Origin of the sequence: Cellulomonas xiejunii, from assembly GCF_024508315.1 — a bacterium.
Taxonomy (GTDB): Bacteria; Actinomycetota; Actinomycetes; order Actinomycetales; family Cellulomonadaceae; genus Cellulomonas; species Cellulomonas xiejunii.
Genome location: NZ_CP101987.1, coordinates 3,886,256 through 3,908,591, shown reverse-complemented (window position 1 = coordinate 3,908,591; position 22,336 = coordinate 3,886,256). Strand labels below are relative to the sequence as shown.

General features: G+C 75.3%; 21 protein-coding genes. 8 read left to right on the top strand and 13 right to left on the bottom strand.

Features of this window, described 5'->3' with window-relative positions; all coding sequences use genetic code 11:
* Positions 1-21: 21 nt before the first annotated feature.
* From NP048_RS17895 to NP048_RS17875, 5 genes are all read right to left on the bottom strand, one after another.
* Positions 22-231: a type II toxin-antitoxin system antitoxin gene (locus NP048_RS17895; RefSeq protein WP_227576671.1), complete on the bottom strand. Its 210-nt coding sequence runs from the start codon at positions 229-231 to the stop codon at positions 22-24.
* Positions 232-473: 242 nt separating this feature from the next.
* Positions 474-1,433 (bottom strand): SPFH domain-containing protein, encoded by a 960-nt coding sequence (locus NP048_RS17890; protein WP_227576670.1) that lies wholly within the window; start codon positions 1,431-1,433, stop codon positions 474-476.
* A gap of 206 nt (positions 1,434-1,639) precedes the next feature.
* Complete coding sequence (locus tag NP048_RS17885) at positions 1,640-4,276, bottom strand: heavy metal translocating P-type ATPase (protein WP_256769366.1); 2,637 nt, start codon at positions 4,274-4,276, stop codon at positions 1,640-1,642.
* A complete protein-coding gene (locus tag NP048_RS17880) occupies positions 4,273-4,503 on the bottom strand; it encodes a heavy-metal-associated domain-containing protein (protein WP_227576669.1) in 231 nt (76 codons plus the stop codon). Before NP048_RS17880 ends, NP048_RS17885 begins: the two co-directional genes overlap by 4 nt.
* Before the next feature lie 125 nt (positions 4,504-4,628).
* Positions 4,629-4,985, bottom strand: coding sequence for a metal-sensitive transcriptional regulator (locus NP048_RS17875; protein WP_227580143.1), 357 nt, complete (start codon positions 4,983-4,985; stop codon positions 4,629-4,631).
* A 95-nt stretch (positions 4,986-5,080) separates the two neighbouring features.
* On the opposite strand from NP048_RS17875, the gene NP048_RS17870 reads away from it, so the two are divergent.
* The gene (locus tag NP048_RS17870; protein WP_227576668.1) at positions 5,081-5,539 is read left to right on the top strand and encodes an RrF2 family transcriptional regulator; all 459 of its coding nucleotides are present in this window, start codon (positions 5,081-5,083) and stop codon (positions 5,537-5,539) included.
* Between the two features lie 169 nt (positions 5,540-5,708).
* Positions 5,709-6,692 (top strand): sulfite exporter TauE/SafE family protein, encoded by a 984-nt coding sequence (locus NP048_RS17865; protein WP_227576667.1) that lies wholly within the window; start codon positions 5,709-5,711, stop codon positions 6,690-6,692.
* Between the two features lie 86 nt (positions 6,693-6,778).
* On the opposite strand, the gene hemL is transcribed toward NP048_RS17865, so the two are convergent.
* The 6 genes from hemL to hemE form a co-directional block, all read right to left on the bottom strand.
* The gene (gene hemL, locus NP048_RS17860) at positions 6,779-8,149 is read right to left on the bottom strand and encodes a glutamate-1-semialdehyde 2,1-aminomutase (protein WP_227576666.1); all 1,371 of its coding nucleotides are present in this window, start codon (positions 8,147-8,149) and stop codon (positions 6,779-6,781) included.
* A complete protein-coding gene (hemB, locus tag NP048_RS17855) occupies positions 8,149-9,141 on the bottom strand; it encodes a porphobilinogen synthase (protein ID WP_227576665.1) in 993 nt (330 codons plus the stop codon). Before hemB ends, hemL begins: the two co-directional genes overlap by 1 nt.
* Positions 9,138-9,956 carry a uroporphyrinogen-III synthase gene (locus NP048_RS17850; protein ID WP_227576664.1) on the bottom strand — a complete coding sequence of 273 codons (819 nt, stop codon included), beginning with the start codon at positions 9,954-9,956 and terminating at the stop codon, positions 9,138-9,140. Before NP048_RS17850 ends, hemB begins: the two co-directional genes overlap by 4 nt.
* Before the next feature lie 368 nt (positions 9,957-10,324).
* Positions 10,325-11,353 carry a hydroxymethylbilane synthase gene (gene hemC, locus NP048_RS17845; protein ID WP_227576663.1) on the bottom strand — a complete coding sequence of 343 codons (1,029 nt, stop codon included), beginning with the start codon at positions 11,351-11,353 and terminating at the stop codon, positions 10,325-10,327.
* A 210-nt stretch (positions 11,354-11,563) separates the two neighbouring features.
* Positions 11,564-13,042: a protoporphyrinogen/coproporphyrinogen oxidase gene (locus NP048_RS17840; protein ID WP_227576662.1), complete on the bottom strand. Its 1,479-nt coding sequence runs from the start codon at positions 13,040-13,042 to the stop codon at positions 11,564-11,566.
* A complete protein-coding gene (gene hemE / locus NP048_RS17835) occupies positions 13,039-14,103 on the bottom strand; it encodes a uroporphyrinogen decarboxylase (RefSeq protein WP_227576661.1) in 1,065 nt (354 codons plus the stop codon). The genes NP048_RS17840 and hemE overlap by 4 nt, the downstream gene beginning before the upstream one ends.
* A gap of 47 nt (positions 14,104-14,150) precedes the next feature.
* Here hemE and NP048_RS17830 point away from each other — a divergent pair, with 47 nt between their 5' ends.
* The 3 genes from NP048_RS17830 to NP048_RS17820 all read left to right on the top strand — a co-directional run bounded on the left by NP048_RS17830 (position 14,151) and on the right by NP048_RS17820 (position 16,687).
* The gene (locus NP048_RS17830; protein ID WP_227576660.1) at positions 14,151-15,428 is read left to right on the top strand and encodes a glutamyl-tRNA reductase; all 1,278 of its coding nucleotides are present in this window, start codon (positions 14,151-14,153) and stop codon (positions 15,426-15,428) included.
* Between the two features lie 97 nt (positions 15,429-15,525).
* Positions 15,526-15,993 (top strand): SRPBCC family protein, encoded by a 468-nt coding sequence (locus tag NP048_RS17825; protein ID WP_227576659.1) that lies wholly within the window; start codon positions 15,526-15,528, stop codon positions 15,991-15,993.
* Between the two features lie 409 nt (positions 15,994-16,402).
* On the top strand, positions 16,403-16,687 hold the full coding sequence (locus NP048_RS17820) for a hypothetical protein (protein WP_227578785.1): 285 nt from the start codon (positions 16,403-16,405) through the stop codon (positions 16,685-16,687).
* Positions 16,688-16,726: 39 nt separating this feature from the next.
* Here the strand turns inward: NP048_RS17820 and NP048_RS17815 are convergent, their stop codons facing one another.
* Complete coding sequence (locus tag NP048_RS17815) at positions 16,727-18,772, bottom strand: thioredoxin domain-containing protein (RefSeq protein WP_227578786.1); 2,046 nt, start codon at positions 18,770-18,772, stop codon at positions 16,727-16,729.
* A gap of 135 nt (positions 18,773-18,907) precedes the next feature.
* On the opposite strand from NP048_RS17815, the gene NP048_RS17810 reads away from it, so the two are divergent.
* The 3 genes from NP048_RS17810 (at position 18,908) to NP048_RS17805 (ending at position 21,178) form a co-directional block, all read left to right on the top strand.
* On the top strand, positions 18,908-20,641 hold the full coding sequence (locus NP048_RS17810) for an FAD-dependent oxidoreductase (RefSeq protein ID WP_227578787.1): 1,734 nt from the start codon (positions 18,908-18,910) through the stop codon (positions 20,639-20,641).
* A 72-nt stretch (positions 20,642-20,713) separates the two neighbouring features.
* Positions 20,714-20,830 carry a hypothetical protein gene (locus tag NP048_RS19445; protein WP_489146101.1) on the top strand — a complete coding sequence of 39 codons (117 nt, stop codon included), beginning with the start codon at positions 20,714-20,716 and terminating at the stop codon, positions 20,828-20,830.
* Positions 20,831-20,905: 75 nt separating this feature from the next.
* A complete protein-coding gene (locus NP048_RS17805) occupies positions 20,906-21,178 on the top strand; it encodes a metal-sensitive transcriptional regulator (RefSeq protein WP_227578788.1) in 273 nt (90 codons plus the stop codon).
* Positions 21,179-21,430: 252 nt separating this feature from the next.
* Here the strand turns inward: NP048_RS17805 and NP048_RS17800 are convergent, their stop codons facing one another.
* Complete coding sequence (locus NP048_RS17800; RefSeq protein ID WP_227578871.1) at positions 21,431-22,285, bottom strand: hypothetical protein; 855 nt, start codon at positions 22,283-22,285, stop codon at positions 21,431-21,433.
* Positions 22,286-22,336: the final 51 nt, after the last annotated feature.

The following is a 22,336-nucleotide window of genomic DNA, read 5'->3' as shown; positions in this document are numbered from 1 at the left end:
CGCTCGCGGGAGCTGCGCGGGTCAGGGGGCCGTGCGCGGACGGCCCCGACGCGGTGGCGCGGCCGCCGTCGACGGCATGCGTCCCGCGTCCTTCAGTGCCCGGCGCAGCAGCAGGTCGATCTGGGCGTTGACGCTGCGCAGGTCGTCGGCCGCCCACCGCGCGACGGCGTCGTGCACCGCCGGGTCGAGGCGCAGCAGCACCTGCCGCCGCTCGCGCCGCGCCGGCCGCACCTCGCCACCGTCCGCATCGCCCTCCTGCGTGCGGCCGCCGGCCCCAGCCGTCCCACCCCCCGCGTGAGAGTGCGATCCAGTCACCCCACCTTGGGCGTGAGAGTGCGATCCAGCACTCCCACCTCCCTCGTGAGAGTGCGATCCGGTGTCCCTGACGTCCCCCTGCGCGGGCACCGCCCCGGGCGGCGCGGCACCTCGCGCGCCGTCCGGGTCCTCGTGCCCCGCGTCCACCGGCCCGTCCGTCACCCGTACAGGCTGCCGGTGTTGATGACGGGTGTCGCGCGGGACTCCCCGCACAGGACGACGAGCAGGTTCGACACCATCGTGGCGCGACGCTCGTCGTCGAGCGTGACGATGCCGTCGGCCTCGAGACGGCCCAGCGCTCCCTCGACCATGGACACGGCGCCCTCGACGATCCGCTCGCGCGCGGCGATGATCGCGCCGGCCTGCTGGCGCTGCAGCATCGCCTGGGCGATCTCGGGGGCGTACGCGAGGTTGGAGATGCGGGCCTCGATGACCTCGATCCCGGCGATGACGACGCGCGCCGCCACCTCGGCGGCGATCTCCGCGGACACCACGTCGGTCGCTCCGCGCAGCGAGTTCTCGCCGTCGTCGGCGTGGTCGTACGGGTGCGACATCGCGACGTGCCGCAGCGCCGACTCCGACTGCACGCGCACGAAGTCGGCGTAGTCCTCGACCGCGAACGTCGCCTTGGCGGTGTCCGCGACCTGCCACACGACGATCGACGCGATGTTGATGGGGTTGCCGTCGGCGTCGTTGACCTTCAGCTCACTGGTCTCGAAGTTGCGGACGCGCACGGAGACGTTCTTGCGCGTCGTGAGGGGGACCGTCAGGACCAGGCCGGTGCGGCGGATGGTGCCGATGTAGCGGCCGAAGAACTGCACGACGCGCGTCTGACCGGGGCTGATCACGGCCACGCCGGTGAACATGACGACGGCCAGCACCATCAGGCCGACGCCGACGAAGCCCCACGCGTCCGCGCCCGTCGTCTCGGCGTGGACGAACAGTGCGATCGAGCCGCCGATCGCCCCGAGCGCGAGGAGCACGGCGACGAGACCGCCGCCGGCGCCCGTCGCCCAGGCGTCACGCTCGGCGACGTCGACGCGCGCGCCGGCGTGGCCGACGGGACGTCCGCTGGGGTCGCCGCCGACGGACTCCTGCGGTGGGACGGTGTCGGGCATGGTGACCTCCGGGGGAGACGGGCGCTCGCGCGCTATCAATGTGATAGCACTTTAGCACTCCTGACCCACGGGTCCGCGCTGCCGCCCGCCCCTGCCCGTCTCGCGTCACCACCGAGCGCGGCATACAACTGCCGAGCGCGGTACTCGTAGGTACCGCGCTCGGCGGTTGAGTACCGCGCTCGGCGGGAGGAGGGTGTCCGGGGGCGTCAGGCGAACCGGCGCAGCCGGAGGCTGTTGGTCACCACCAGCACCGACGAGAACGCCATCGCAGCACCCGCGATCATCGGGTTCAGCAGCCCCAGCGCCGCGAGCGGGATCGCCGCGACGTTGTACGCGAACGCCCAGAACAGGTTCTGCCGGATCACTGCGAGCGTGCGCCGCGACAGCCGGATGGCCTGCGGCGCCGAGGCGAGGTCCCCGCGGACGAGGGTCAGGTCGGCCGCCTCGATCGCGACGTCCGTCCCGGTGCCCATCGCCAGGCCGAGGTCGGCCGTCGCGAGCGCCGCGGCGTCGTTCACGCCGTCGCCGACCATCGCGACGCGCGCGCCACCGGCCTGCAGCCGCTCGACGGCCGCGACCTTCTCGTCCGGCATGACCTGGGCGACGACGTCCTCGTCCGCGATGCCGACCGCGCGGGCCGTCGCCAGGGCGGCGCCCCGGTTGTCGCCCGTGAGCAGCACGGGCCGTAGCCCGAGCGCACGCAGCTCGCGGATCGCGTCCGTCGACGTCGGCTTCACCGGGTCCCGCAGGACGAGGACGCCGCGCGCCCGGCCGTCCCACGCGGCGACGACCGCCGTCGCACCGTCCGCCTCCGCGGCGGCGACCGCGGTGGCGACCTCGTCGGTGCGCACGCCCTGCTCGTCGAGCCAGCCGAGCCGGCCGACGAGCACGCGCCGGGCCAGCCCGACGCCGCTGTGGGCGGTGCGGACCACGCCGCTGACACCCCGACCGGCGTCGGCGCGGAACTCCCGCACCTCGTCGGCTCCGATCGCGACACCGTCCGCCCCGACCGCCACGTCGACGCCGCGCCCTCCTGCAGCGTGACTGGATTGCACTGTCACGCCTGTGGGGGTGCCTGAGGGGGTGGGGGTGGGGTGACTGGATTGCACTGTCACGGCTGGGGGGGTGGCGATGGCGCGGGCGATCGGGTGCTCCGAGAGCTGCTCGACGGCTGCGGCCAGGCGATGCACCTCGTCCGCGTCCTCACCGGCGGCGGGGACGACGTCGACCAGCGCCATGCGCCCGGCCGTGACCGTCCCGGTCTTGTCGAGCACGACGGTGTCGACGCGCCGGGTCTCCTCGAGGATCTCCGGGCCCTTGATGAGGATGCCGAGCTGCGCGCCGCGTCCCGTGCCGACCAGCAGTGCGGTCGGCGTCGCCAGGCCCAGGGCGCAGGGGCACGCGATGATCAGCACCGCGACGGCCGCCGTGAACGCGGCCTGCACGCCGCCGCCCGTGGCGAGCCACACGACGAGCGTGCCGAGAGCGATGACCAGCACGACGGGCACGAAGACCGCGGAGATCCGGTCGGCGAGCCGCTGCACGGGCGCCTTGCCGGTCTGCGCACGGGCGACGAGCCGGCCGATCTGCGCCAGACGCGTCTCCTCGCCGACGCGCGACGCACGCACGACGAGGTGCCCGGCGGTGTTCAGCGTCGCACCCGTGACCTCGTCACCGGGCCCGACGTCGACGGGCACGGGCTCGCCCGTCAGCAGCGACGTGTCGACGGCGCTGGTCCCCGACACCACGACCCCGTCGGTGGCGATCTTCTCGCCCGGCCGCACGGCGAACTCGTCGCCGACCGCGAGCCGGTCCACGGGTACGCGCCGCTCGACGCGCCGCCCGTCCGGCCCCGTCACCAGCAGGGCCACGTCCTTCGCGCCCAGGTCGAGCAGGGCGCGCAACGCGTCGCCGGCGCGGCGGCGCGAGCGGTGCTCGGCGTAGCGCCCGGCCAGCAGGAACGTCGTGACGACGGCAGCGACCTCGAAGTACAGCTCCGGCATGGCCGGGCCGTGGCCGGCGACGGCGGCGGGGAAGAGGGTCGGTGTCATGCGCATGCCGAGCTCGCCCGCGCCGCCCAGCAGCAGCGCCCACAGCGACCAGGCGGTCGCCGCGACGACGCCGATCGAGACGAGCGTGTCCATCGTCGACGCGCCGTGCCGGGCCGCGCGGTACGCAGCCCGGTGGAACGGCCACGCCGCCCACGTCGCGACGGGCAGCGCGAGCGCCGCGACGAGCCACTGCCAGCCGCGGAACTGGGTCGCCGGGACCATGCTCAGCACGAGCACCGGCACGGTGAGCACCGCCGCGACACGCAGGCGGCGCCGCAGGTCCGCGCCGCGGGTGTCGTCGGGCGCCGATGTGTCCTCGGAGGGGTCGTGCTCCATGCCGGCGTGCTGCATGCCGGACAGCGCGTGCGCGACGTCGTCATGCCCCGTGTGGTGCGCGGAGTCGGAGTCGGGGGCGGAGTCGGGGGCGCCGGGGCCGGCCCCGTGGTGACCGGATCCGTCGTGCTGCGCGTCGGTGGCGGTCGCGCCCTGCGGGTCGTGGGGCGGGCGGCCGCCGGACTGGCCGGGTCGCGTCAGCGGGTGCGCGTCGTACCCCGCGGACCGCACGGCGGCGACGAGCGCGTCCACCGTGGGCGCGGGGGCGTCGTCGGTGGGGGAGACCTCGACGTGCGCGGTCTCCAGGGCGAGGTTCACGGTGGCCTGCGCGCCGGGCACCCGGTTGAGCTTCTTCTCGACGCGGGCGACGCACGACGCGCACGTCATGCCCTCGATGGCCAGGTCGATGCCCGCGGCGGCCACGCCGTCCGGGGACCGCTGGGTCGCCTCGGCGCTCACAGCAGCGACCTCTCGGGCGTCACGGCGTACCCCGCCTCGGCGACGGCGGCCGCGACGGCGTCGGCGTCCAGTGCCGCGTCGGAGGTAACGGTGACGGGCGACGAGCCCCCCGTCACGAGCTCCACGGCGACGTCCGTGACGCCGGGCAGTGCCGACAGCTCCTCGGTCACGGCGTTCACGCAGTGGCCGCAGGTCATGCCGTCGACGCGGAAGGTGGTGGTGCTCATGGGGGGTGCTCCTTCGGTTCTCGGTGGTCCGGTGCGGCGGGGGCCGGCGCGGTGCGCGACAGGCGGCCGGTGCGACCGGGAGGGGTGGGGGGCGGCTCCCCTCGTGGGGGTGGGAACCGCCCGGTTCAGCTCCGGACGAGTCGGGCGATGGCTGCCGAGGCCTCGCGGACCTTCTCGGCGCCGGCCTCGGGGGACTGGCGGGCCGCGTCGACGACGCAGTGGCCGAGGTGGTCCTCCACGAGGCCGATGCCCACGGCCTGCAGGGCCTTGGTGACGGCGGCGATCTGGGTGAGGACGTCGATGCAGTAGACGTCCTCGTCGACCATGCGCGCGATGCCGCGCACCTGCCCCTCGACGCGGCGCAGCCGGCGCAGGTACTCGTCCTTGGCGGGCGTGTAGCCGTGGACGGGTGCGTCGGGTGCGTCGTCGTGCGACACGTGGTCGTCGACGGCGGGGTGCGAGGGTGCTGGCGTCACGCTCATCCGAACAAGGTACCCCCAGGGGGTATTCCGACGCTCACCCGGGCGCGGGCGCTCGCCTGCACCTCGCAGCACGTGCGGCAGGGGAGAATCGGCGCATGCGTGTCTCGGCGAAGGCGGACTATGCGGTGCGGGCGTGTGCCGAGCTGGCGAGCAGGCCGGGGGGTGAGTCCGTCCCGAGCGACGTGCTGGCGGCCGGCCAGGGCATCCCGACCAGCTTCCTCGAGCGGATCATGGGCGACCTGCGGCGCGGCGGCGTCGTGACGAGCGTGCGGGGCCGCTCCGGCGGGTACCTCCTGGCGCGGGGGGCGGACGAGATCAGCGTGGCCGACGTGATCCGCGCGGTCGACGGACCGCTGGTGACCGTCCGGGACGTGCGGCCGCCCGGGCTGACCTACGAGGGGTCCGCGACGGCGCTGCTCGACGTGTGGGTGGCGCTGCGCGCGTCGGTGCGCGACGTGCTCGACGTGGTCACGCTGGCCGACGTGGTGGCGCGGGACCTCCCGGAGTCGGTGCGCGTCCTGGCGGCGCGCGAGGACGCGTGGGAGAACCCGTGACGGGTCCGCGGGTGTCTGAGTCGTGGGACGACGTCTCACGATGCGGGAGACTCTTGTAACCCGAGCAGTCGGATCGGAATTATCAGGGTGGTGCGGATGACCGTCCGCACCCGCTCGTCCCGATCCGATCGCCCGGCCCCCGTGCCGGGCCGCTCCCGAGGTGGTCCCCGTGCCCACGATCGTCCTGCTCGCTCTCGTCGGCCTCGCCGCGCAGCTCGTCGACGGGAGCCTGGGCATGGCCTACGGCGTGACCTCGACGACGCTGCTGCTGGCGATCGGCACCAACCCCGCCGCCGCGTCGGCCACCGTCCACCTCGCCGAGATCGGGACGACGCTCGCGTCGGGCGCCGCCCACTGGAAGTTCGGCAACGTCGACTGGAAGGTCGTCCTGCGCATCGGCGTGCCCGGTGCGATCGGGGCCTTCGCCGGTGCGACGTTCCTGGCGAACCTCTCGACGGACGCGGCCAAGCCCGTCATGTCGCTGATCCTGCTGGCGCTCGGCCTGTACCTGCTGGTCCGGTTCACGCTCAAGGGGCTGCGCACCGACCGGCAGAACCTCCCGTTGCGCAAGCGGTTCCTCGCCCCGCTCGGCCTGGTCGCCGGCTTCGTCGACGCGACCGGCGGCGGCGGCTGGGGCCCGGTCGGCACCCCCGCGCTGCTGGCCAGCGGTCGGCTCGAGCCCCGCAAGGTGGTCGGGTCCATCGACACGTCCGAGTTCCTCGTCGCGATCGCCGCCAGCCTGGGCTTCCTGTTCGCGCTCGGCTCGCAGGGCATCAACTTCACGTGGGTCCTGGCCCTGCTCATCGGCGGGCTCATCGCCGCCCCGATCGCGGCGTGGCTCGTCCGCAAGGTCCCGGGCCGCGTCCTGGGCTCCGCGGTCGGCGGCGTCATCGTCCTGACCAACACCCGCACGATCCTGCGCTCCGACTGGGTGGCCGTCGGCGACACCGCGACCGAGGGCTACGTGCTCGGTGCCATCGCGCTCGTCTGGGTCGCGGCGATCACGTGGTCGGTCCGCGCCTACCGCCAGGACCTCGCGACGGGTCGCGGTGACGTCGCCGCCGTGGGTCACGGCCCGTCGGCGCCCGGCGACTCCGCGCCGGACGACGAGCCGGAGCTCGTGGCGGCCGTCGACGAGCGACCGACCCGCTGACGCAACGGCGCCGGACGACGAACGGCGGGCCACCCGTACCGGGTGGCCCGCCGTCGTGTCGTCAGCTGCCCGTCACCGCGGTCCGGTCACTCCGGCGCCCGGGCCTCCGCAGCCGCCTGCGCCGCGGCCGGCAGCGCCTCGATGACCTGGTCGAGCACCGTCTCGTCGTGCGCGGCCGAGACGAACCACGCCTCGAACGGCGACGGGGGCGCGAGCACGCCCGCCTCGAGCAGGGCGTGGAAGAACGGCCCGTACCGCCAGTGTTCCGAGGCCTGGACGCACGCGTAGTCGCGCGCACCCTCCGCCGCGGCCTGCTCACCGAACACCACGCTGAACAGGCTGCCCGCCCACTGCAGCGCGTGCGGCACACCCGCCTCGGCGAGCGCACCGGTGACCGCACGGCGCAGGTGCACCGCTGCCGCGTCGACCCGCGCGTACGCCTCGGCGTCGGCGAGCCGCAGCGTCGCCAGCCCTGCGGCCGTGGCCACCGGGTTCCCCGACAGGGTGCCGGCCTGGTAGACGGGCCCGACCGGCGCGAGCTGCTCCATGATGTCCGCACGCCCGGCGACCGCGGCGACGGGCAGCCCGCCGCCGATGACCTTGCCGAACGTCAGCAGGTCCGGCGCCCACTGCTCCGACGCCCCCTCCAGGCCCCACCAGCCGGCGCGGCCGACGCGGAAGCCCGTGAGCACCTCGTCCTGGATCAGCACGGCGTCGTGGTGCTGCGTGATGCGGCGCAGCTCGCGGTTGAAGCCCGGCAGCGGCGGCACGACGCCCATGTTGGCCGGCGCGGCCTCGGTGATCACGGCGGCGATCGACGCGCCGTGCTCGTCGAACACGGCCTGCAGCGCGGCGACGTCGTTGTAGGGGACGACGATGGTCTCGGCGGCGACGGCCGCGGTGACGCCCGCCGACCCGGGCAGCGCGAGCGTCGCGATGCCCGAACCGGCCTCGGCGAGCAGCGAGTCGGAGTGCCCGTGGTAGCAGCCGGCGAACTTCACGATCTTGTCGCGGCCGGTCCAGGCGCGGGCCAGCCGCAGGGCCGTCATCACGGCCTCCGTGCCGGTCGACACCAGGCGCACGCGCTCGGCCACCGGGACGCGGTCGCGGATCTCGTCGACGAGCTCGACCTCCGTCGTCGTCGGCGCGCCGAAGCCCAGCCCGCGCGCGGCCGCCTGCTGCACGGCCTCGACGACCTGCGGGTGCGCGTGCCCGAGCAACGCGGGGCCCCACGACCCGACGAGGTCGACGTAGTCGCGACCCTCGACGTCGCGCACGTACGCGCCGAGCGCCGACTCCAGGAACCGCGGCGTGCCGCCGACCGAGCGGTACGCCCGCACGGGTGAGTTGACGCCGCCGGGGATCACGGCCGTCGCGTGGGCGAAGGCCTCCTCGCTCGTGGCCGTCCAGGCCAACGCGTTCCCCGGTGCGACGGTGTCGTCCTCCACCTGTGTCATCACTGCTCCTCCGCGAGCCATCCGGCCAGCTCCGTCGCCCAGTACGTCAGGATGGCATCGGCACCGGCACGACGGATGCTGAGCACCGACTCGGTGACTGCACTCCGACGGCCGATCCACCCCCGCGCGGACGCCGCCTCGATCATGGCGTACTCACCGGACACCTGGTACGCCCAGACGGGCACGGTTGAGGACGCGGCCACGTCGGCGAGCACGTCGAGGTACGACATCGCGGGTTTCACCATGACGACGTCGGCGCCCTCGGCCACGTCGATCGCGACCTCGCGCGCGGCCTCGCGGCGGTTGGCCGGGTCCATCTGGTAGGTGCGCCGGTCGCCGTCGAGCCGCGACTCCACCGCCTCGCGGAACGGCCCGTAGAACGCCGACGCGTACTTGGCGGCATAGGCCAGGACGGCGACCTCGTGGTGGCCGGCGGCGTCGAGCGCGTCCCGCACGACGCCCGTCTGGCCGTCCATCATGCCGCTGAGGCCCACGAGGTGCGCCCCGGCCTCGGCCTGGGCGACGGCCATCGCCGCGTACCGCTCGAGGGTCGCATCGTTGTCGACGACGCCGTCGGCGGTGAGCACGCCGCAGTGCCCGTGGTCGGTGAACTCGTCGAGGCACAGGTCGGCCTGCACGACGAGCGCGTCGCCGACCTCCGCGACGACGTCCCCGAGCGCGACGTTGAGGATGCCGTCGGGGTCCGTGGCCCCCGACCCGACCGCGTCGCGGTGCGCCGGCACGCCGAACAGCATGATGCCGCCGATGCCGGCCTCGGCCGCGCGCGCGGCCTCCTGGCGCAGCGAGTCACGGGTGTGCTGCAGGACGCCCGGCATCGACGTCAGCGGGCGCGATGCGTCGAGCCCCTCGCGCACGAAGACGGGCAGCACGAGGTCCGCGGGGTGCAGGCGGGTCTGCGCGGCCAGGCGGCGCATCGCGGGGGTGCGGCGCAGGCGGCGGGGGCGGATACGGCCGGGGGTGGGGACGGTCACGGGGAGTCCTCCGTGGTGGTGGGGGGCGTGCCGGGGGTGGCGCCCGTGCGTGCGACGTGGTCCGCCAGGGCGTCGACGAGCCCGGCGAGGGTCTGGCGGTCGGCGACCGCGTCGACCCGCAGGCCCAGGCGCTCGGCCTCGGCCTGCGTGCTGGGACCGATGACGACGACGCGCGTCGCCGGGGGCGGGGGCCCCAGGTGGTCGAGCAGCGCGCGCACGGTGCTGGCCGAGGTGAGCAGGGCAGCATGGACGTCGCCGGTCGCCCAGGCGTGCCCGACCCGCGGGTCGGGGGGCCCGGCGGGAACCGTGCGGTAGAGGACCAGGTCGTCCACCGCCCAGCCCGCCGCTGTCAGCCCGTCGGCGAGCGTGGTGGCGGCGAGGTCGCCCCGGGGGAACAGCGCGCGTGGGCCGCTCGCGACCGCCGCACCCCGGGCGGTCGGACCGGTCGGACCGGTCGGCCCGGTCGCGACCAGGGCGGCGACGAGGTCCACGGCCGTCGAGCGGACCGGCGGCACGACGTCCACCCGGACGCCGAGCGCCTCGAGCGCGCGCGCCGTGCCCGGTCCGACGGCCGCGACCCGCACGTCCGCGCGCCCCAGGAGGGCGGCGAGCCCGTCGTCGTGGGTCGCGGCGCGCTCGGCCAGGACGGCCACGGCCGCCTGGCTGGTCACTGTGAGCCACTCGTACCAGCCGGACCCGAGGGCGAGCAGCGCGTCGTCGAGCGTCGTGAGGTCGTCGAGCGGGACCGTCCGGACCAGCGGCACGACGACGGGCTCGGCGCCCGCCGCGACCAGCGCCACCGCCGCCGGGCTCACCGCGCCCCCTCCACCCCCTCCCCCCCAGGCGTGAGAGTGCGATCCAGCAACCCCCTCCCGCGCGTGCGAGTGCGATCCAGCAACCCCCTCCCGCGCGTGAGAGTGCGATCCAGCAACCCCCTCCGGCACGTGAGAGTGCGATCCAGCAACCCCCTCCGGCGCGTGAGAGTGCGATCCAGTTGCCGCCGGGGTGCCGTCGGGGTGACTGGATTGCTCTCTCACGGCCAGGTGGGGGGGTGGGGGGGTGGCCGGATCGGGGTCGAGGGGAGGGCGGGGGACCAGGACGCGCCAGCCCGTCAGCGGGCCGGTGGACCCCGTCAGCGGGCCGGTGGACACCGGGGCGGCTCCGGGGTTCGGGGCGTCGCCGGTCACGGGCGTGGTCCCAGGGGGGCGAGGTCGGCGGCGCCGGCCGCGAGCAGGTCCTCGGCGAGGCGTCGGCCGAGGGCGTCGGCCTCCTCGTCGTCACCGACCTGCCCGCGTGCGGCGAGGCGCAGCACGCGCGAGCCGTCCACCGCGGCGACCACCGCGTCGAGGACGAGCGTCCCCGTCGCGTCGTCGAGCCGACCCCACGCGCCGATGGGTGCCGCGCACCCGGCCTCCAGCCGGGCGAGCACGGCACGCTCGGCCACGACCGCCCGCCGCGTCGGGGCGTGGTCGAGCGCGCGCAGCGCGTCGGCCAGCGGGGTGTCCGCGGCGGCGTCGGCGGTGCGGACCTCGACCGCCAGCGCACCCTGCCCGGGGGCCGGCGCGAGGACGTCGGGCTCGAACCACTCGCTGACGGCGTCGAGCCGACCCAGCCGGCCCAGGCCTGCGGCCGCGAGCACGACGGCGTCGAGGTCGCCGCGCGGGGCGTCGGTGGCGACCCCGGGGTGCGGGGCATCCGGGCCGACGTGGGCGCCTTCCGCGACCGTCGTCGGGTCGAGGCCGCGCACGCGGCCCAGGCGGGTGCCGACGTTGCCGCGGATGTCCACGACGTCGAGGTCGGGACGCAGCGCCCGTAGCTGTGCGGCCCGCCGGGGGGACCCCGTGCCGACGCGCGCCCCGGCCGGCAGGGTCACGAGCGTCAACCCGTCGCGCGCGCACAAGGCGTCGCGTGCGTCCGCGCGGGGCGGGACGGCCGCGACGACCAGACCCTCGGCAGGGCCGGTCGGAAGGTCCTTGAGCGAGTGGACCGCGACGTCGCAGCGGCCGTCGAGCAGGGCGTCGCGCAGGGCGGTGACGAAGACCCCCGTGCCGCCGAGGGTCGCCAGGGACGCGCGGACCCGGTCGCCCTGCGTGCGCACGCGCACGGTCTCGACCGCCACGTCGGCGAACGCTGCCAGCGCGTCGGCGACGTGGCCGGTCTGGGTGAGGGCCAGGGCGCTCGCGCGCGTGCCGATACGCACCTGCTGAGGCATGCGCCCAGTGTCGTGCCCGAGTCCGCGGATGTCGAAACCGGCGGCAGGGTGCCTGATCGCGGCAGGTGACGGCGAAATGCGCGCCGGGCATCGATGTGACGCATTGTCAGAATGACCGACACTGCCCTGCGCAGAATGTGATCCACGTCACTTTCAACGGTATTGATGACGTCTCGTCATCTCGATGCGGAGCGCGGCGTCGACGCCGGCTCAGGACCCGTCCGGCCCGACGTCGGCGAGCACGGCCGCCGCGGCCGCCCGGGCGTCCGGGACGACCGAGGCCAGCCCGTTGCCCGCGGCCCACGCCCCGCACACCGCGACCCCGGGCATCGGGCCGACGGCCTGCCGCACCGCGGCCACGGCGGCCCGGTGGGCGGCGCTCGGGCGGGGCAGCGACTGCGTCCACCGCACGACGGCCGACCCGCGCAGCACCCCGCGGCCCAGCGGCAGCCCGAGCAGCGTCGCGGCGTCCCGCAGCGCGAGGTCCACGAGGTCCTCACCCGTCGGCAGGGCGTCCGGCACCGGCTCACCGCCCGCGCGCCCGTACGACAGCCGCACGACGTGCCGCCCGGTGCCCGCGGACTGCGCGACCCAGCGCCACTTCGCGCTGGCGTGCGTCAGGGCCTTCGCGCGCACGTCGACGGCACCCGGCCCGACGAGGACGCCCGTGCCGCGCGGCGCGACGTCCAGCGCCGGCTCGTCGAGCACCAGGGTGACGAGCGTGACCGGCGCCCCGTCGTCGAGGCGCACGTCCCGCAGGTCCGCGCCGTCGAGCCCGTCGAGCAGGTCCGCAGCACCCGGCGTGGCCACGACGAGGCGCTGCGTGCGCAGGTCACGCGACGGGCGCGGGGGGTCGTGGCGGTCCTGCGTGCCGAGCGCGAGGGTCCCGTCCGCCGTCCGTGTCACCGACTCCGCGCGCGTGCGCGTCAGCAGGACGCCGCCGTGCGCGGTGATGTCGGCGACGAGCGCGTCGACCAGCCGGTGCACGCCGCCCGCGACGCCCTCGACCGCGGTGCCGGCCGGCGCCGACGCACGCAGCCGGCGCACCGCCCGGGCGAGCGATCCACCGCTGGCGGCCAGCGCCTCGCGCAGCCCGGGTGCGGCCGCGTCGACGGCGAGGTCGTCCGGGTCGGCCGCGTGCACGCCACCCACCACCGGGTGCACCAGCCGCGTCACGACGGCGTCACCCATGCGGGCGCGCACCAGGGCGCCCAGCGTCGGCGCGTCAGCACCCACGCGCGCCGGCAGCACCAGGTCCAGCGCCGCCCGTAGCGCCCCCGCGGTGCCGAGGGTGCGCCGCACGTCCGGCGCCAGCGGGTAGGCCGGGATGCCGAGCAGCCCGGTGCGCGGTAGCGGGCCGTCGCCGCTGGTCAGGTGCGTCCAGGCACCACGCGGCTCAGGGGCGACGACGTCGTCGGCCATGCCCAGCTCGGTCAGCAGCGCGGCCACCGAGCCGTTGCGCGTCGCGTAGGAGTCGGCGCCCGCGTCGAGCCGCAACCCGGCGACGTCGTGCCCGCGGACCGCGCCGCCCGGGGAGTCGCGCTCGTCGAGGACGAGGGTCCGCAGGCCCGCCCGCGCCAGCTCCCGTGCCGCGACGAGCCCGGCGACGCCCGCCCCCACGACGACCGCCTCCCACCCCGGCGTGTCGAGGTCGGGGCCCCCCAGGCCGAGCGCGACGTCCCCGCTCACAGCGAGTGGACGAGCTGCACGAGCCGCGTCAGGACGGTCGGGTCCGTCTCGGGGGGCACGCCGTGGCCCAGGTTGACGACGTGCCCGGGCGCCGCCGCGCCGCGTCGCACGACGTCGCGGACGTGCGCCTCGAGGACGTCCCACGGCGCCGACAGCAGCGCCGGGTCGACGTTGCCCTGCAGCGGGGTGCCGCCCCCGAGGCGTGCGGACGCCTCGTCGAGCGGCACGCGGTAGTCGACCCCCATGACGTCGGCACCCGCGTCGCGCATCGCGACGAGCAGCTCGCCCGTCGCCACGCCGAAGTGCACGGTCCGCACCCCGAGCGCCCGCGCCCGCGCCAGCACCCGGGCCGACGCGGGCGCGCAGTGCGCCGCGTAGTCCGCGAGCGACAGCGCGCCGGCCCACGAGTCGAAGAGCTGCGCGGCGCTCGCACCTGCCGTGACCTGCGCCTCGAGGAACGCGCCGGTCACCTCGGCGGTCCAGTCCATGAGCGCCGACCACGCGGCCGGGTCGGCGTGCATGAGGCGGCGCGCGGCGAGGTGGTCGCGCGACGGCCCGCCCTCGACGAGGTAGGCGGCCAGCGTGAACGGTGCGCCCGCGAAGCCGACGAGCGGCGTGCTGCCCAGCTGCGCGACGGTGCGCTCCACCCCCGCGGCGACGGGCGCGAGACGGGCGGCGTCCAGCGGGCCCAGGTCCCGCAGCCGCGCGACGTCGTCGCCCGTGCGCACGGGCGACGCGATGACGGGGCCCGTGCCGGGCACGATCTCGACGTCGACGCCCACGAGCGTGAGCGGCACGACGATGTCCGAGAAGAACACCGCGGCGTCCACACCATGGCGACGCACCGGCTGCAGCGTGATCTCGGAGGCCAGGTCCGGGTCGAGGCACGCGTCGAGCATGGCGGTGCCCGCACGCGACGCCCGGTACTCGGGGAGCGAACGTCCGGCCTGGCGCATGAACCAGACCGGGAGGCGCTCGGGACGCGTCCCGGAATACGCCGTCACGAGCGCGGAATCGCCGGTGCGGCCGTCAAGGAGCGGATGGTGTGGGGGAAGACTCACACCCTGGATTGTGCCGGACATTTCTGGGGATGATTCAATCGGGTCCCGTGGTGCTCCTGTCTCTCGTCGCGAGTCACCACTCCCTCGACCTGACCGTGCTGGAACGTCTGCAGTCGGACGTCCACGCCGTGGGCAGGGAGCTCGTCGCCGCGACGAACGCCGTGACCGGTGCCGTCGTCCTCGCGACGTGCAACCGGTTCGAGCTGTACCTGGACGTCGACGACACCGCCCACACGCCCCGCGCCCGCCGGGCCGTCGCACAGGCCGTCGCGGCCCGCTCCGGCTACAGCCCCGACGACGTCGCCGAGCACCTGCACCCGCTCGTCGGCGCCGACGCCAGCGAGCACCTGTTCGCCGTCGCCTCGGGGCTCGAGTCGATGGTCGTGGGGGAGCGGGAGATCGCCGGGCAGGTGCGACGTGCCCTGACCACCGCACGCCGCGACGGCACGACGACGTCGACGCTCGAGGCCCTCTTCCAGGCCGCGTCCCGGGCGTCGCGCGCCGTCGAGAAGTCGACGGGGCTCGGGTCGACCGGCCGCTCCGTGGTCGGTGTCGCACTCGACCTCGCGTCGCGCACGCTCCCGCAGGTCGACGGCGTCGCGGACTGGGCGTCGGTGCGGTGCGTGCTCGTGGGGACGGGCTCGTACGCCGGCGCGAGCCTCGCGGCGCTGAAGGCGCGGGGCGTCCGCGACGTGCGCGTGTTCTCGCCCAGCGGGCGCGCCGGACCGTTCGCGTCGGCGCGGGGCGTGACGGCACTGCCCGCGGGCGCGGACCTGCTCGCGGAGGTCGCGCACACCGACCTGGTCGTCGCGTGCTCGGGCGCCGCCGGCGCCGTGCTGGGTGTCGAGGCGCTCGCCGCCGCGCGCCGCGGGGAACCCCAGCCGCTCACCGTCGTCGACCTCGCGCTGCGGCACGACGTCGACCCCGACGTCCGGTCCCTGCCGGGCGTCACGCTGGTCTCGCTGCAGTCCGTGGCGGAGCACGCCCCGGCCGAGCACGCCGCGCTGGGACGCGCGCGCGAGGTGGTGCTGCGGGCGGCCGAGGACTTCGAGGGCGACCGGCGGGTGCGCGAGTGGGACCCCGCGGTCGTCGCCGAGCGGACCCGGGTGCTCGGTGGTCTCGAGGTGGCGCTGGACGCCCTGCCGCCGTCGGAGCGGGACGAGACGCGCGCCCGGTCGCTGCGGCGGCGCACCCGGGCTCTGCTGCACGGGCCGACGGTCGCGGCCCGCGCCGCGGCGCGGGACGGGAACGCCGCGGGCTACGCCCGGGCGCTCGCGGAGCTGGCCGCGATCGACGTCCCGGACGTCGGCCCCACCCCGGCCTGAGGCGGCCCCGGGGCGTCGCCGCCTCGACGCGCGCGCCCGCCGGGACGGACGTAGCGTCGAGCGGGCACACATCCCCGAACGCTACGGAGGCGACACCATGGCCACGATCGACGAGACCATCGACGTCGACGTCCCGGTCCGCACCGCGTACGACCAGTGGACACAGTTCGAGGAGTTCCCGCACTTCATGAACGGCGTCGAGGAGATCAAGCAGATCAGCGACACGCTGACGCGCTGGACGACCAGCATCGCGGGCATCGACCGCGAGTTCGACGCCGCGATCCTCGAGCAGCAGCCCGACATGGTCGTCGCGTGGGCGAGCGTCGACGGCACGACGCACGCCGGCCGCGTGACGTTCGAGCCGCTCGGGCCCACCTCGACGCGGATCACGACGCACATCGAGTGGGAGCCCGAGGGCATCCGCGAGAAGGTCGGTGCCGCGATCGGGGCCGACGACCGCCAGGTCAAGAAGGACCTGCACCGCTTCAAGGAGTTCATCGAGGGCCGCCGCACCGAGACGGGTGCCTGGCGCGGCACCGTCCACGGCGGCCACCCGACGACCTGACGCGCCGTCCGGGTCGACCCCTCCCCTCAGGCCGTGAGACGTCAATCCAGCCCTCCATCAGCGCGTGAGACGTCGATCCAGCCCCCCATCAGCGCGTGAGAGGTCGATCCAGCACCCTCGCCTCCGTTGGCGGCCGTCGCACACGGACGGCGCCGGGTACTGGATCGACCTCTCACGGCTGGGCGGGGTGTTGGCCGTGGACGACCCGCGCTCGACGGCGACCTGTCCGCGATGATGCTGATGCGGGTGCTCCTCCATCTCCTCGACCCCGCGATCGTCGTCGGCGATGTCCCGGAGCGGGACCTCGACGTCGAGGTGCTCCGCTTCATCGACGAGACGGGTCCGGCCTGCTTCGACTGATCGGCAGAACCGCGGCCGGGCGGCGCGTGCAACAGGAGGTGCGACCGACATGGAGTGGTGGATCGTCGCGGTGGCCGCGGGCGTGGTCGGCGCGGCCGCGGCGTGGGCCTCGCACAAGGGGTGGATCTACCTCGGCACCAAGCGTCCGCCCGGCGGTGGTTCGGCGGCGCTCGGCCCGCTCATCGAGGTGTTCCAGCCGAGCTACTCCCACTACCAGGAGGAGAAGGAGCGGCACCACGTGGTCGTGGACCAGAACGCTCCCCCCGCGCCGGACGAGGTCGACCTGCCTCGGGTCGTCGCGGCTCAGGACGACGAGGGCCCCCGTGAGCGCTGAGACGGGGACGGGGGCCGGCGCAGGGCACGCCCCCCCACGTCAGCGCAGCTGCTGGGTGAGGGTGTCGGGGTCGGTCGTCGGGCGGTCGCAGGCGAAGCCTCGGCACACGTAGGCCGCGGGTCGGCCGTCCACCAGCGGGCGGTCGCGCAGCAGGGCCGGGGTGTCGGCGCCGGGGTCGTCCGGGTCGCCGACGGCCACGACGACGCCCGCCGCGGGTGACGCGAGCGCCGTCCGGTGCAGCGTGCGCGTGGCCGGGTCGTCCCGCGCGCCGACGACGGCGACCTCGCGCGGCCCGTCGAGCAGCGCCTCCACGGTCGCGAGAGCCCACCCCGCCGCGCGGGGGTAGCGGGCGGCGATCTGCAGCGGCGCGCGCAGGGCGGCGAGGGCGGCCTCGCGCAGGGTGAGATCACCGGTCAGGGCGCCGAGCGTGACGAGCGCCGCGGCGGCGGCCGGCGGTCCGGCGGGCGTGGGCCCGTCGGCCGGGTCCTGCGGTCGGCGCAGCGTGCCCAGGACGGGGTCCGTCTCGTCGTCCGCGGTGTCGAACAGGCCGCCGTCCTCGTCACCGAAGTGCGCGCGCACGGTCGTCAGCAGCCGCTGGGCCCGGGCCGTCCACTCGTGCTCGCCGGTCGCCGCGGCCAGGGCGAGGTAGCCCTCGGCGACGTCGGCGTAGTCCTCCAGCACCCCCGGCGCGTTCCCGGCGACGCCGTCGCGCGACGTCCGCACCAGCCGGTCGCCGTCGTCCGGGCCGGTACGGGTGTGCAGGTCCGCGAGCAGCCGGGCGCACGCACGGGCCGCGTCGAGGAGGTCGGGCCGGTCGAGCAGCGCACCCGCCTCGGCCAGGGCGGCGATCGCCAACCCGTTCCACGCCGAGACGACCTTGTCGTCCCGGGCCGGGTGCGGGCGCGCCGCCCGCGCCTCGCGCAGCCGGTCGCGCACCGCGGCGAACCGCGCGTCGTCGTCGGGGTCGTGCCGTCGCTGCAGGACCGACGCGCCGTGCTCGAACGTCCCCTCGTCCGTGACCCCGAGGACCTCGGCGGCCCAGGTGCCGTCGTCGTCGCCGAGCACGTCGCGCAGCTGCCCGGGCGTCCACGCGTAGAAAGCCCCCTCGCGGCCCTCGCTGTCGGCGTCGAGCGCCGACGCGAACCCGCCCTCGCGCGTGCGCAGGTCCGCCAGCAGCCAGTCGGCGGTCTCCTCGGCGACGCGCCGGTGCAGCGGGCCGCCCGTCGACCGCCACGCGTGCAGGTACACGCGCAGCAGCAGCGCGTTGTCGTAGAGCATCTTCTCGAAGTGCGGCACGGTCCAGGTCGCGTCGACGGAGTACCGCGCGAACCCGCCCGCGAGCTGGTCGTACACGCCCCCGCGGGCCATGGCGTCGAGCGTGGCCCGCGCCATGGCGAGCGTGTCGGCGTCGCCCGTGCGGGCGTGGTGGCGCAGCAGCCACTCCAGCACCATCGACGGCGGGAACTTCGGCGCGCCGCCGAAGCCGCCGTCGCGCTCGTCGAACGACGCGCCCAGCGCGCCGAGCGCACGGGCGACGACGCGCTCGTCGACGAGGTCGCTGCCCGTGGGCCCGTCGGAGCCGACGACCGGCCGCCCGAGGGCGTCCGCGATCGTGCCCGCGTTGCTCAGGACCTCCTCGCGGCGCGTGGTCCAGGCGGCGGCGAGCGCGGCCAGCACCTCGGGGAACGAGGGCATCTGCTGCACGCGCCGGGGCGGGAAGTAGGTGCCGCAGAAGAAGGGGCGGCCGTCCGGTGTGGTGACCACCGTCATCGGCCAGCCGCCGCTGCCCGTCATCGCCTGGGTGGCCGTCATGTAGACGGCGTCGACGTCGGGGCGCTCCTCGCGGTCGACCTTCACGCACACGAAGTGCTCGTTCATGAAGGCGGCGGTGGCAGCGTCCTCGAACGACTCGTGCGCCATGACGTGGCACCAGTGGCACGCGGCGTAGCCGACCGAGAGCAGGACGGGGACGTCGCGGCGCGCGGCCTCGGCGAAGGCCTCGTCGCCCCACTCCCACCAGTCGACGGGGTTGTCCGCGTGCTGCAGCAGGTAGGGGCTGGTGCTGGCGGCGAGGCGGTTGGCCATCTCACTCCTCGGTGCGGGAGGCGCTGGTCGCTGTCGACGCTACGCGACCGGTTCTGCTCGTGCCGCTCGAGGCGGTGACGACGGCCACACCGTCGTCCGCCCGTGTCTGGATACCCCCGGGGGTATGGTGGTGACATGCCCACGACACCAGCTCCCGACGCCCCCGCGCCCCGGCGCATCGTCGTCGTCGGCGGGGTAGCCGGTGGCATGAGCGCCGCCGCGCGCGCCCGCCGCCTCGACGAGTCCGCCTCCATCGTCGTCCTCGAGCAGTCGCAGTACGTCTCCTTCGCCAACTGCGGCCTGCCGTACCACCTGTCCGGCGAGATCGAGAGCCGCGACGCCCTGCTGCTCCACACGCCCGAGTCGCTGCGTGCCGCGCTCGCGCTCGACGTCCGCACCGGCAGCCGCGTGACCGCCGTCGACCGCGACGCGCGCACCGTCACGGTCGCGACGGCCGACGGCACCTACCAGCTCGGGTACGACGCCCTGCTGCTCGCACCCGGTGCCGTCGCCGTGACGCCGCCGATCGAGGGCCTCGACCACCCGGCCGTGTACTCGCTGCGCACGGTCCCTGACCTGGACTCGCTCACCGCCCGCGTGGCCCAGCTCCCGGTGGACGGCCCCCGACGGGCCGTCGTCGTCGGCGCCGGGTTCATCGGCCTGGAGGCCGTCGAGGCGCTCGCGGCCCGCGGCCTGCAGGTGGACCTCGTCGAGCTCGCCGACCACGTGCTGCCCCCGCTCGACGCGGAGCTCGCGCCCTTGCTCGCCGACGAGCTCCGGTCCCACGGGGTCGGCCTGCACCTCGGCGTCTCGGCGCGCAGCATCACGGACGACGGCGGTGCCGCGCGCGTCGCGCTCTCCGACGGCACGCAGGTCGTCGCGGACGTCGTCGTGGTCAACGTCGGGGTCCGACCCGCGAGCGACCTCGCCCGCGACGCCGGCCTCGAGCTCGGTGCCCGTGGCGCGATCCGGGTCGACGCCGACCAGCGCACGTCCGACCCGCACATCTGGGCCGTGGGCGACGCCGTCGAGGTGACGCAGGCCGTCACCGGCGTCACCGGGCCCGTCCCGCTGGCCGGGCCGGCGAACCGTCAGGGCCGACGTGCCGCCGACGCGATGCTCGGCCGCCGCACGACGCCCCAGGCGACCGTGCTGGGCACCGCGATCGTCCGCGTCTTCGGCCTCACCGCCGCTGTGACCGGTGCGAGCCAGGCCGCGCTCGATCGTGCCGGGATCGCGCACGAGGTCGTCCGCATCCACGCCGGGCACCACGCCGGCTACTTCCCGGGCGCCCAGCAGGTCCACGTCGTGGCGACCTTCGCGCCGGACGGGCGTCTGCTCGGTGCCCAGGCCGTGGGGTGCGAGGGCGTCGACAAGCGCATCGACGTGCTGGCCACCGCGCTGCGCGCCGGCATGACCGCCGACGACCTCGCGGAGCTCGAGCTCGCCTACGCCCCGCCGTACGGTTCCGCGAAGGACCCGGTGAACATGCTCGGCTTCGTCGCGCAGAACGTCCTCGACGGCACCATGCCGCAGTGGCACGCGCGGGACCTCGACGACGTCCTGGCGACGAGCCTCGTCCTCGACGTCCGCTCGCGCGGCGAGTTCGCGCGCGGTCACCTCCCGGGCGCCCTGAACATCCCGCACACCGAGCTCCGCGACCGGCTCGACGAGGTCCGGGACGCCGCCGCCGGCCGACCGGTCGCCGTGCACTGCGCCAGCGGCGTCCGCTCCTACATCGCCACCCGCGTCCTGCTCCAGGACGGTATGGACGCGCGGAACCTCTCGGGCGGCTGGCTCAGCCTCGTCGCTGCTCGCCCCGACCTCACCCGCCCCGACCTCACCCGCCCCGACCTCACCCGCCGCTAGACCGTCCCGCGCCCGCAGACTCCCAGCACCGACCCGACACACCCGACACGAGAAACCCCGAGGAGCACCACCATGTGCAGCCCCATCCGTTGCAGCAGGTGCGGCAAGGTCACCTGGACCGGCTGCGGCATGCACGTCGACGCCGTGATGGCCGACGTGCCCAAGGACCAGCATTGCACCTGCCCCTGACACCACACACGTGGACGCACCCCACCCACGACACGGCGCTCGCCAACGGTGGGCCGACGACCCGAGGAGGACACCGTGGAGCTTGACCCCGGCGAGATGACCAAGGTGAGCAACCGGCTCAAGCGGGCACAGGGGCAGCTCACGGCCGTCATCCGCATGCTCGACGAGGGCAGCAGCTGCGAGGACGTCGTCACGCAGCTGTCCGCCGTGTCACGCGCGCTCGACAGGGCCGGGTTCGCGATCATCGCGTCGGGGATGCGGCAGTGCCTCACGCAGCCGGAGTCGTCGGACGAGGCGCCGACCCTCGACGTCGCGAAGCTCGAGAAGCTCTTCCTGTCGCTGGCGTGACCGGGCGCCCGGCCCGGTAGCCGGCGTTCGTCCGCCGTGGTGGGTGCAGGAAAAAGCGCACCGGGCCTGGTCGGGGGGGAGGACCAGGCCCGGTGCGGTCTGTGGGCCGACGCCCCGTGGGGGCCGACCGGGTGACCGGGGCTCTCCGTGGAGTGCCGCTCGGGTTCGTGCTGGTATGTCTTTCGTGCCGGTATGTCTAGGGATGCTACGCGAAGGTGGCGTCCTGTGGGTGAAGTTTCACCGGTCAGATTGTCACGAATGTGCCCAGTGTCGCTCTTGTGCAGCCGGGCCGGGAGCCCATGTGTGCGGGACGACCTGGTTGGTCTCGATGTCGGTCAGCTCGGCGGCGTACACGATCGCCTCGTAGACGCCGGCCTCGACGCGGTCGAGGTGCAGCCGCTCGGCCCGCTCGATGTCGTCGCCCAGGTGCGAGATGCGCGCCACGACGTACCGCTGCGCGTCCTGCCACTGGTCGACCACGCGGACCGACAGCCCGTTCCAGCGGGCCGTCAGGTCCAGCTCGAACAGCTCGGTGACGTCCTCGCGGGCCACGCGCCGGTACCAGCGGCCCGACGGCGACTGGTGGAACCCGGTCTCCGCGAGCGGCGGGTTGGCCAGCGCGAGCACGACCGTATGCCCACCGTCGACCACGTCCGCCTCGAGGTAGGCGCCGTGCCACTTGGCGACGGGTCCGACGCACCGCGACAGCGAGGCGAGCGCCGGTCGCGGTGCGCCGAGCTGGGTGACCGTCCAGCCGGTGCCGACGTCGCCGTAGCGGGCGAGGAGCGTCGACGTGCCGTCGTCGTGCACGCGGATCAGCTCGGCGCCCGGGGGGATGCGCGAGTGGCGCAGCCACCACAGCGGGACGATGTAGCCGGGGACGTCGCGGTACTGCAGCTGGGGCGAGGACTCGAACCGCAGGATGTCGATGGAGCGGTCGTACGGGCTGAACGGCGAGCCGGGGTAGCCCAGGCCGTGCACCTCGAAGAGCTGGGCGGGGGTGGTCGCGAAGGCGACGTCCTCTGCGCGGACCACGTAACCGGCGATGCGGTCGTGACCCTGCGTGAGGTGAGCGTGCGCCAGCGACGGGGTGATCGCCTTCTGCATCAGTGTCACGTTGGGCTTCCTTGCCGGATCGGACGGAGGGGGAGGATTCCG

Excerpts from the sequence above, each read along its gene's own strand:
- NP048_RS17890 (WP_227576670.1), bottom strand. The coding sequence starts at position 1,433 with ATGCCCGACACCGTCCCACCGCAGGAGTCCGTCGGCGGCGACCCCAGC.
- NP048_RS17880 (WP_227576669.1), bottom strand. The coding sequence starts at position 4,503 with ATGAGCACCACCACCTTCCGCGTCGACGGCATGACCTGCGGCCACTGC.
- NP048_RS17875 (WP_227580143.1), bottom strand. The coding sequence starts at position 4,985 with ATGAGCGTGACGCCAGCACCCTCGCACCCCGCCGTCGACGACCACGTG.
- NP048_RS17870 (WP_227576668.1), top strand. The coding sequence starts at position 5,081 with ATGCGTGTCTCGGCGAAGGCGGACTATGCGGTGCGGGCGTGTGCCGAG.
- hemL (WP_227576666.1), bottom strand. The coding sequence starts at position 8,149 with ATGACACAGGTGGAGGACGACACCGTCGCACCGGGGAACGCGTTGGCC.
- hemC (WP_227576663.1), bottom strand. The coding sequence starts at position 11,353 with ATGCCTCAGCAGGTGCGTATCGGCACGCGCGCGAGCGCCCTGGCCCTC.
- NP048_RS17825 (WP_227576659.1), top strand. The coding sequence starts at position 15,526 with ATGGCCACGATCGACGAGACCATCGACGTCGACGTCCCGGTCCGCACC.
- NP048_RS17820 (WP_227578785.1), top strand. The coding sequence starts at position 16,403 with ATGGAGTGGTGGATCGTCGCGGTGGCCGCGGGCGTGGTCGGCGCGGCC.
- NP048_RS17815 (WP_227578786.1), bottom strand. The coding sequence starts at position 18,772 with ATGGCCAACCGCCTCGCCGCCAGCACCAGCCCCTACCTGCTGCAGCAC.
- NP048_RS17810 (WP_227578787.1), top strand. The coding sequence starts at position 18,908 with ATGCCCACGACACCAGCTCCCGACGCCCCCGCGCCCCGGCGCATCGTC.
- NP048_RS19445 (WP_489146101.1), top strand. The coding sequence starts at position 20,714 with ATGTGCAGCCCCATCCGTTGCAGCAGGTGCGGCAAGGTCACCTGGACC.
- NP048_RS17800 (WP_227578871.1), bottom strand. The coding sequence starts at position 22,285 with ATGCAGAAGGCGATCACCCCGTCGCTGGCGCACGCTCACCTCACGCAG.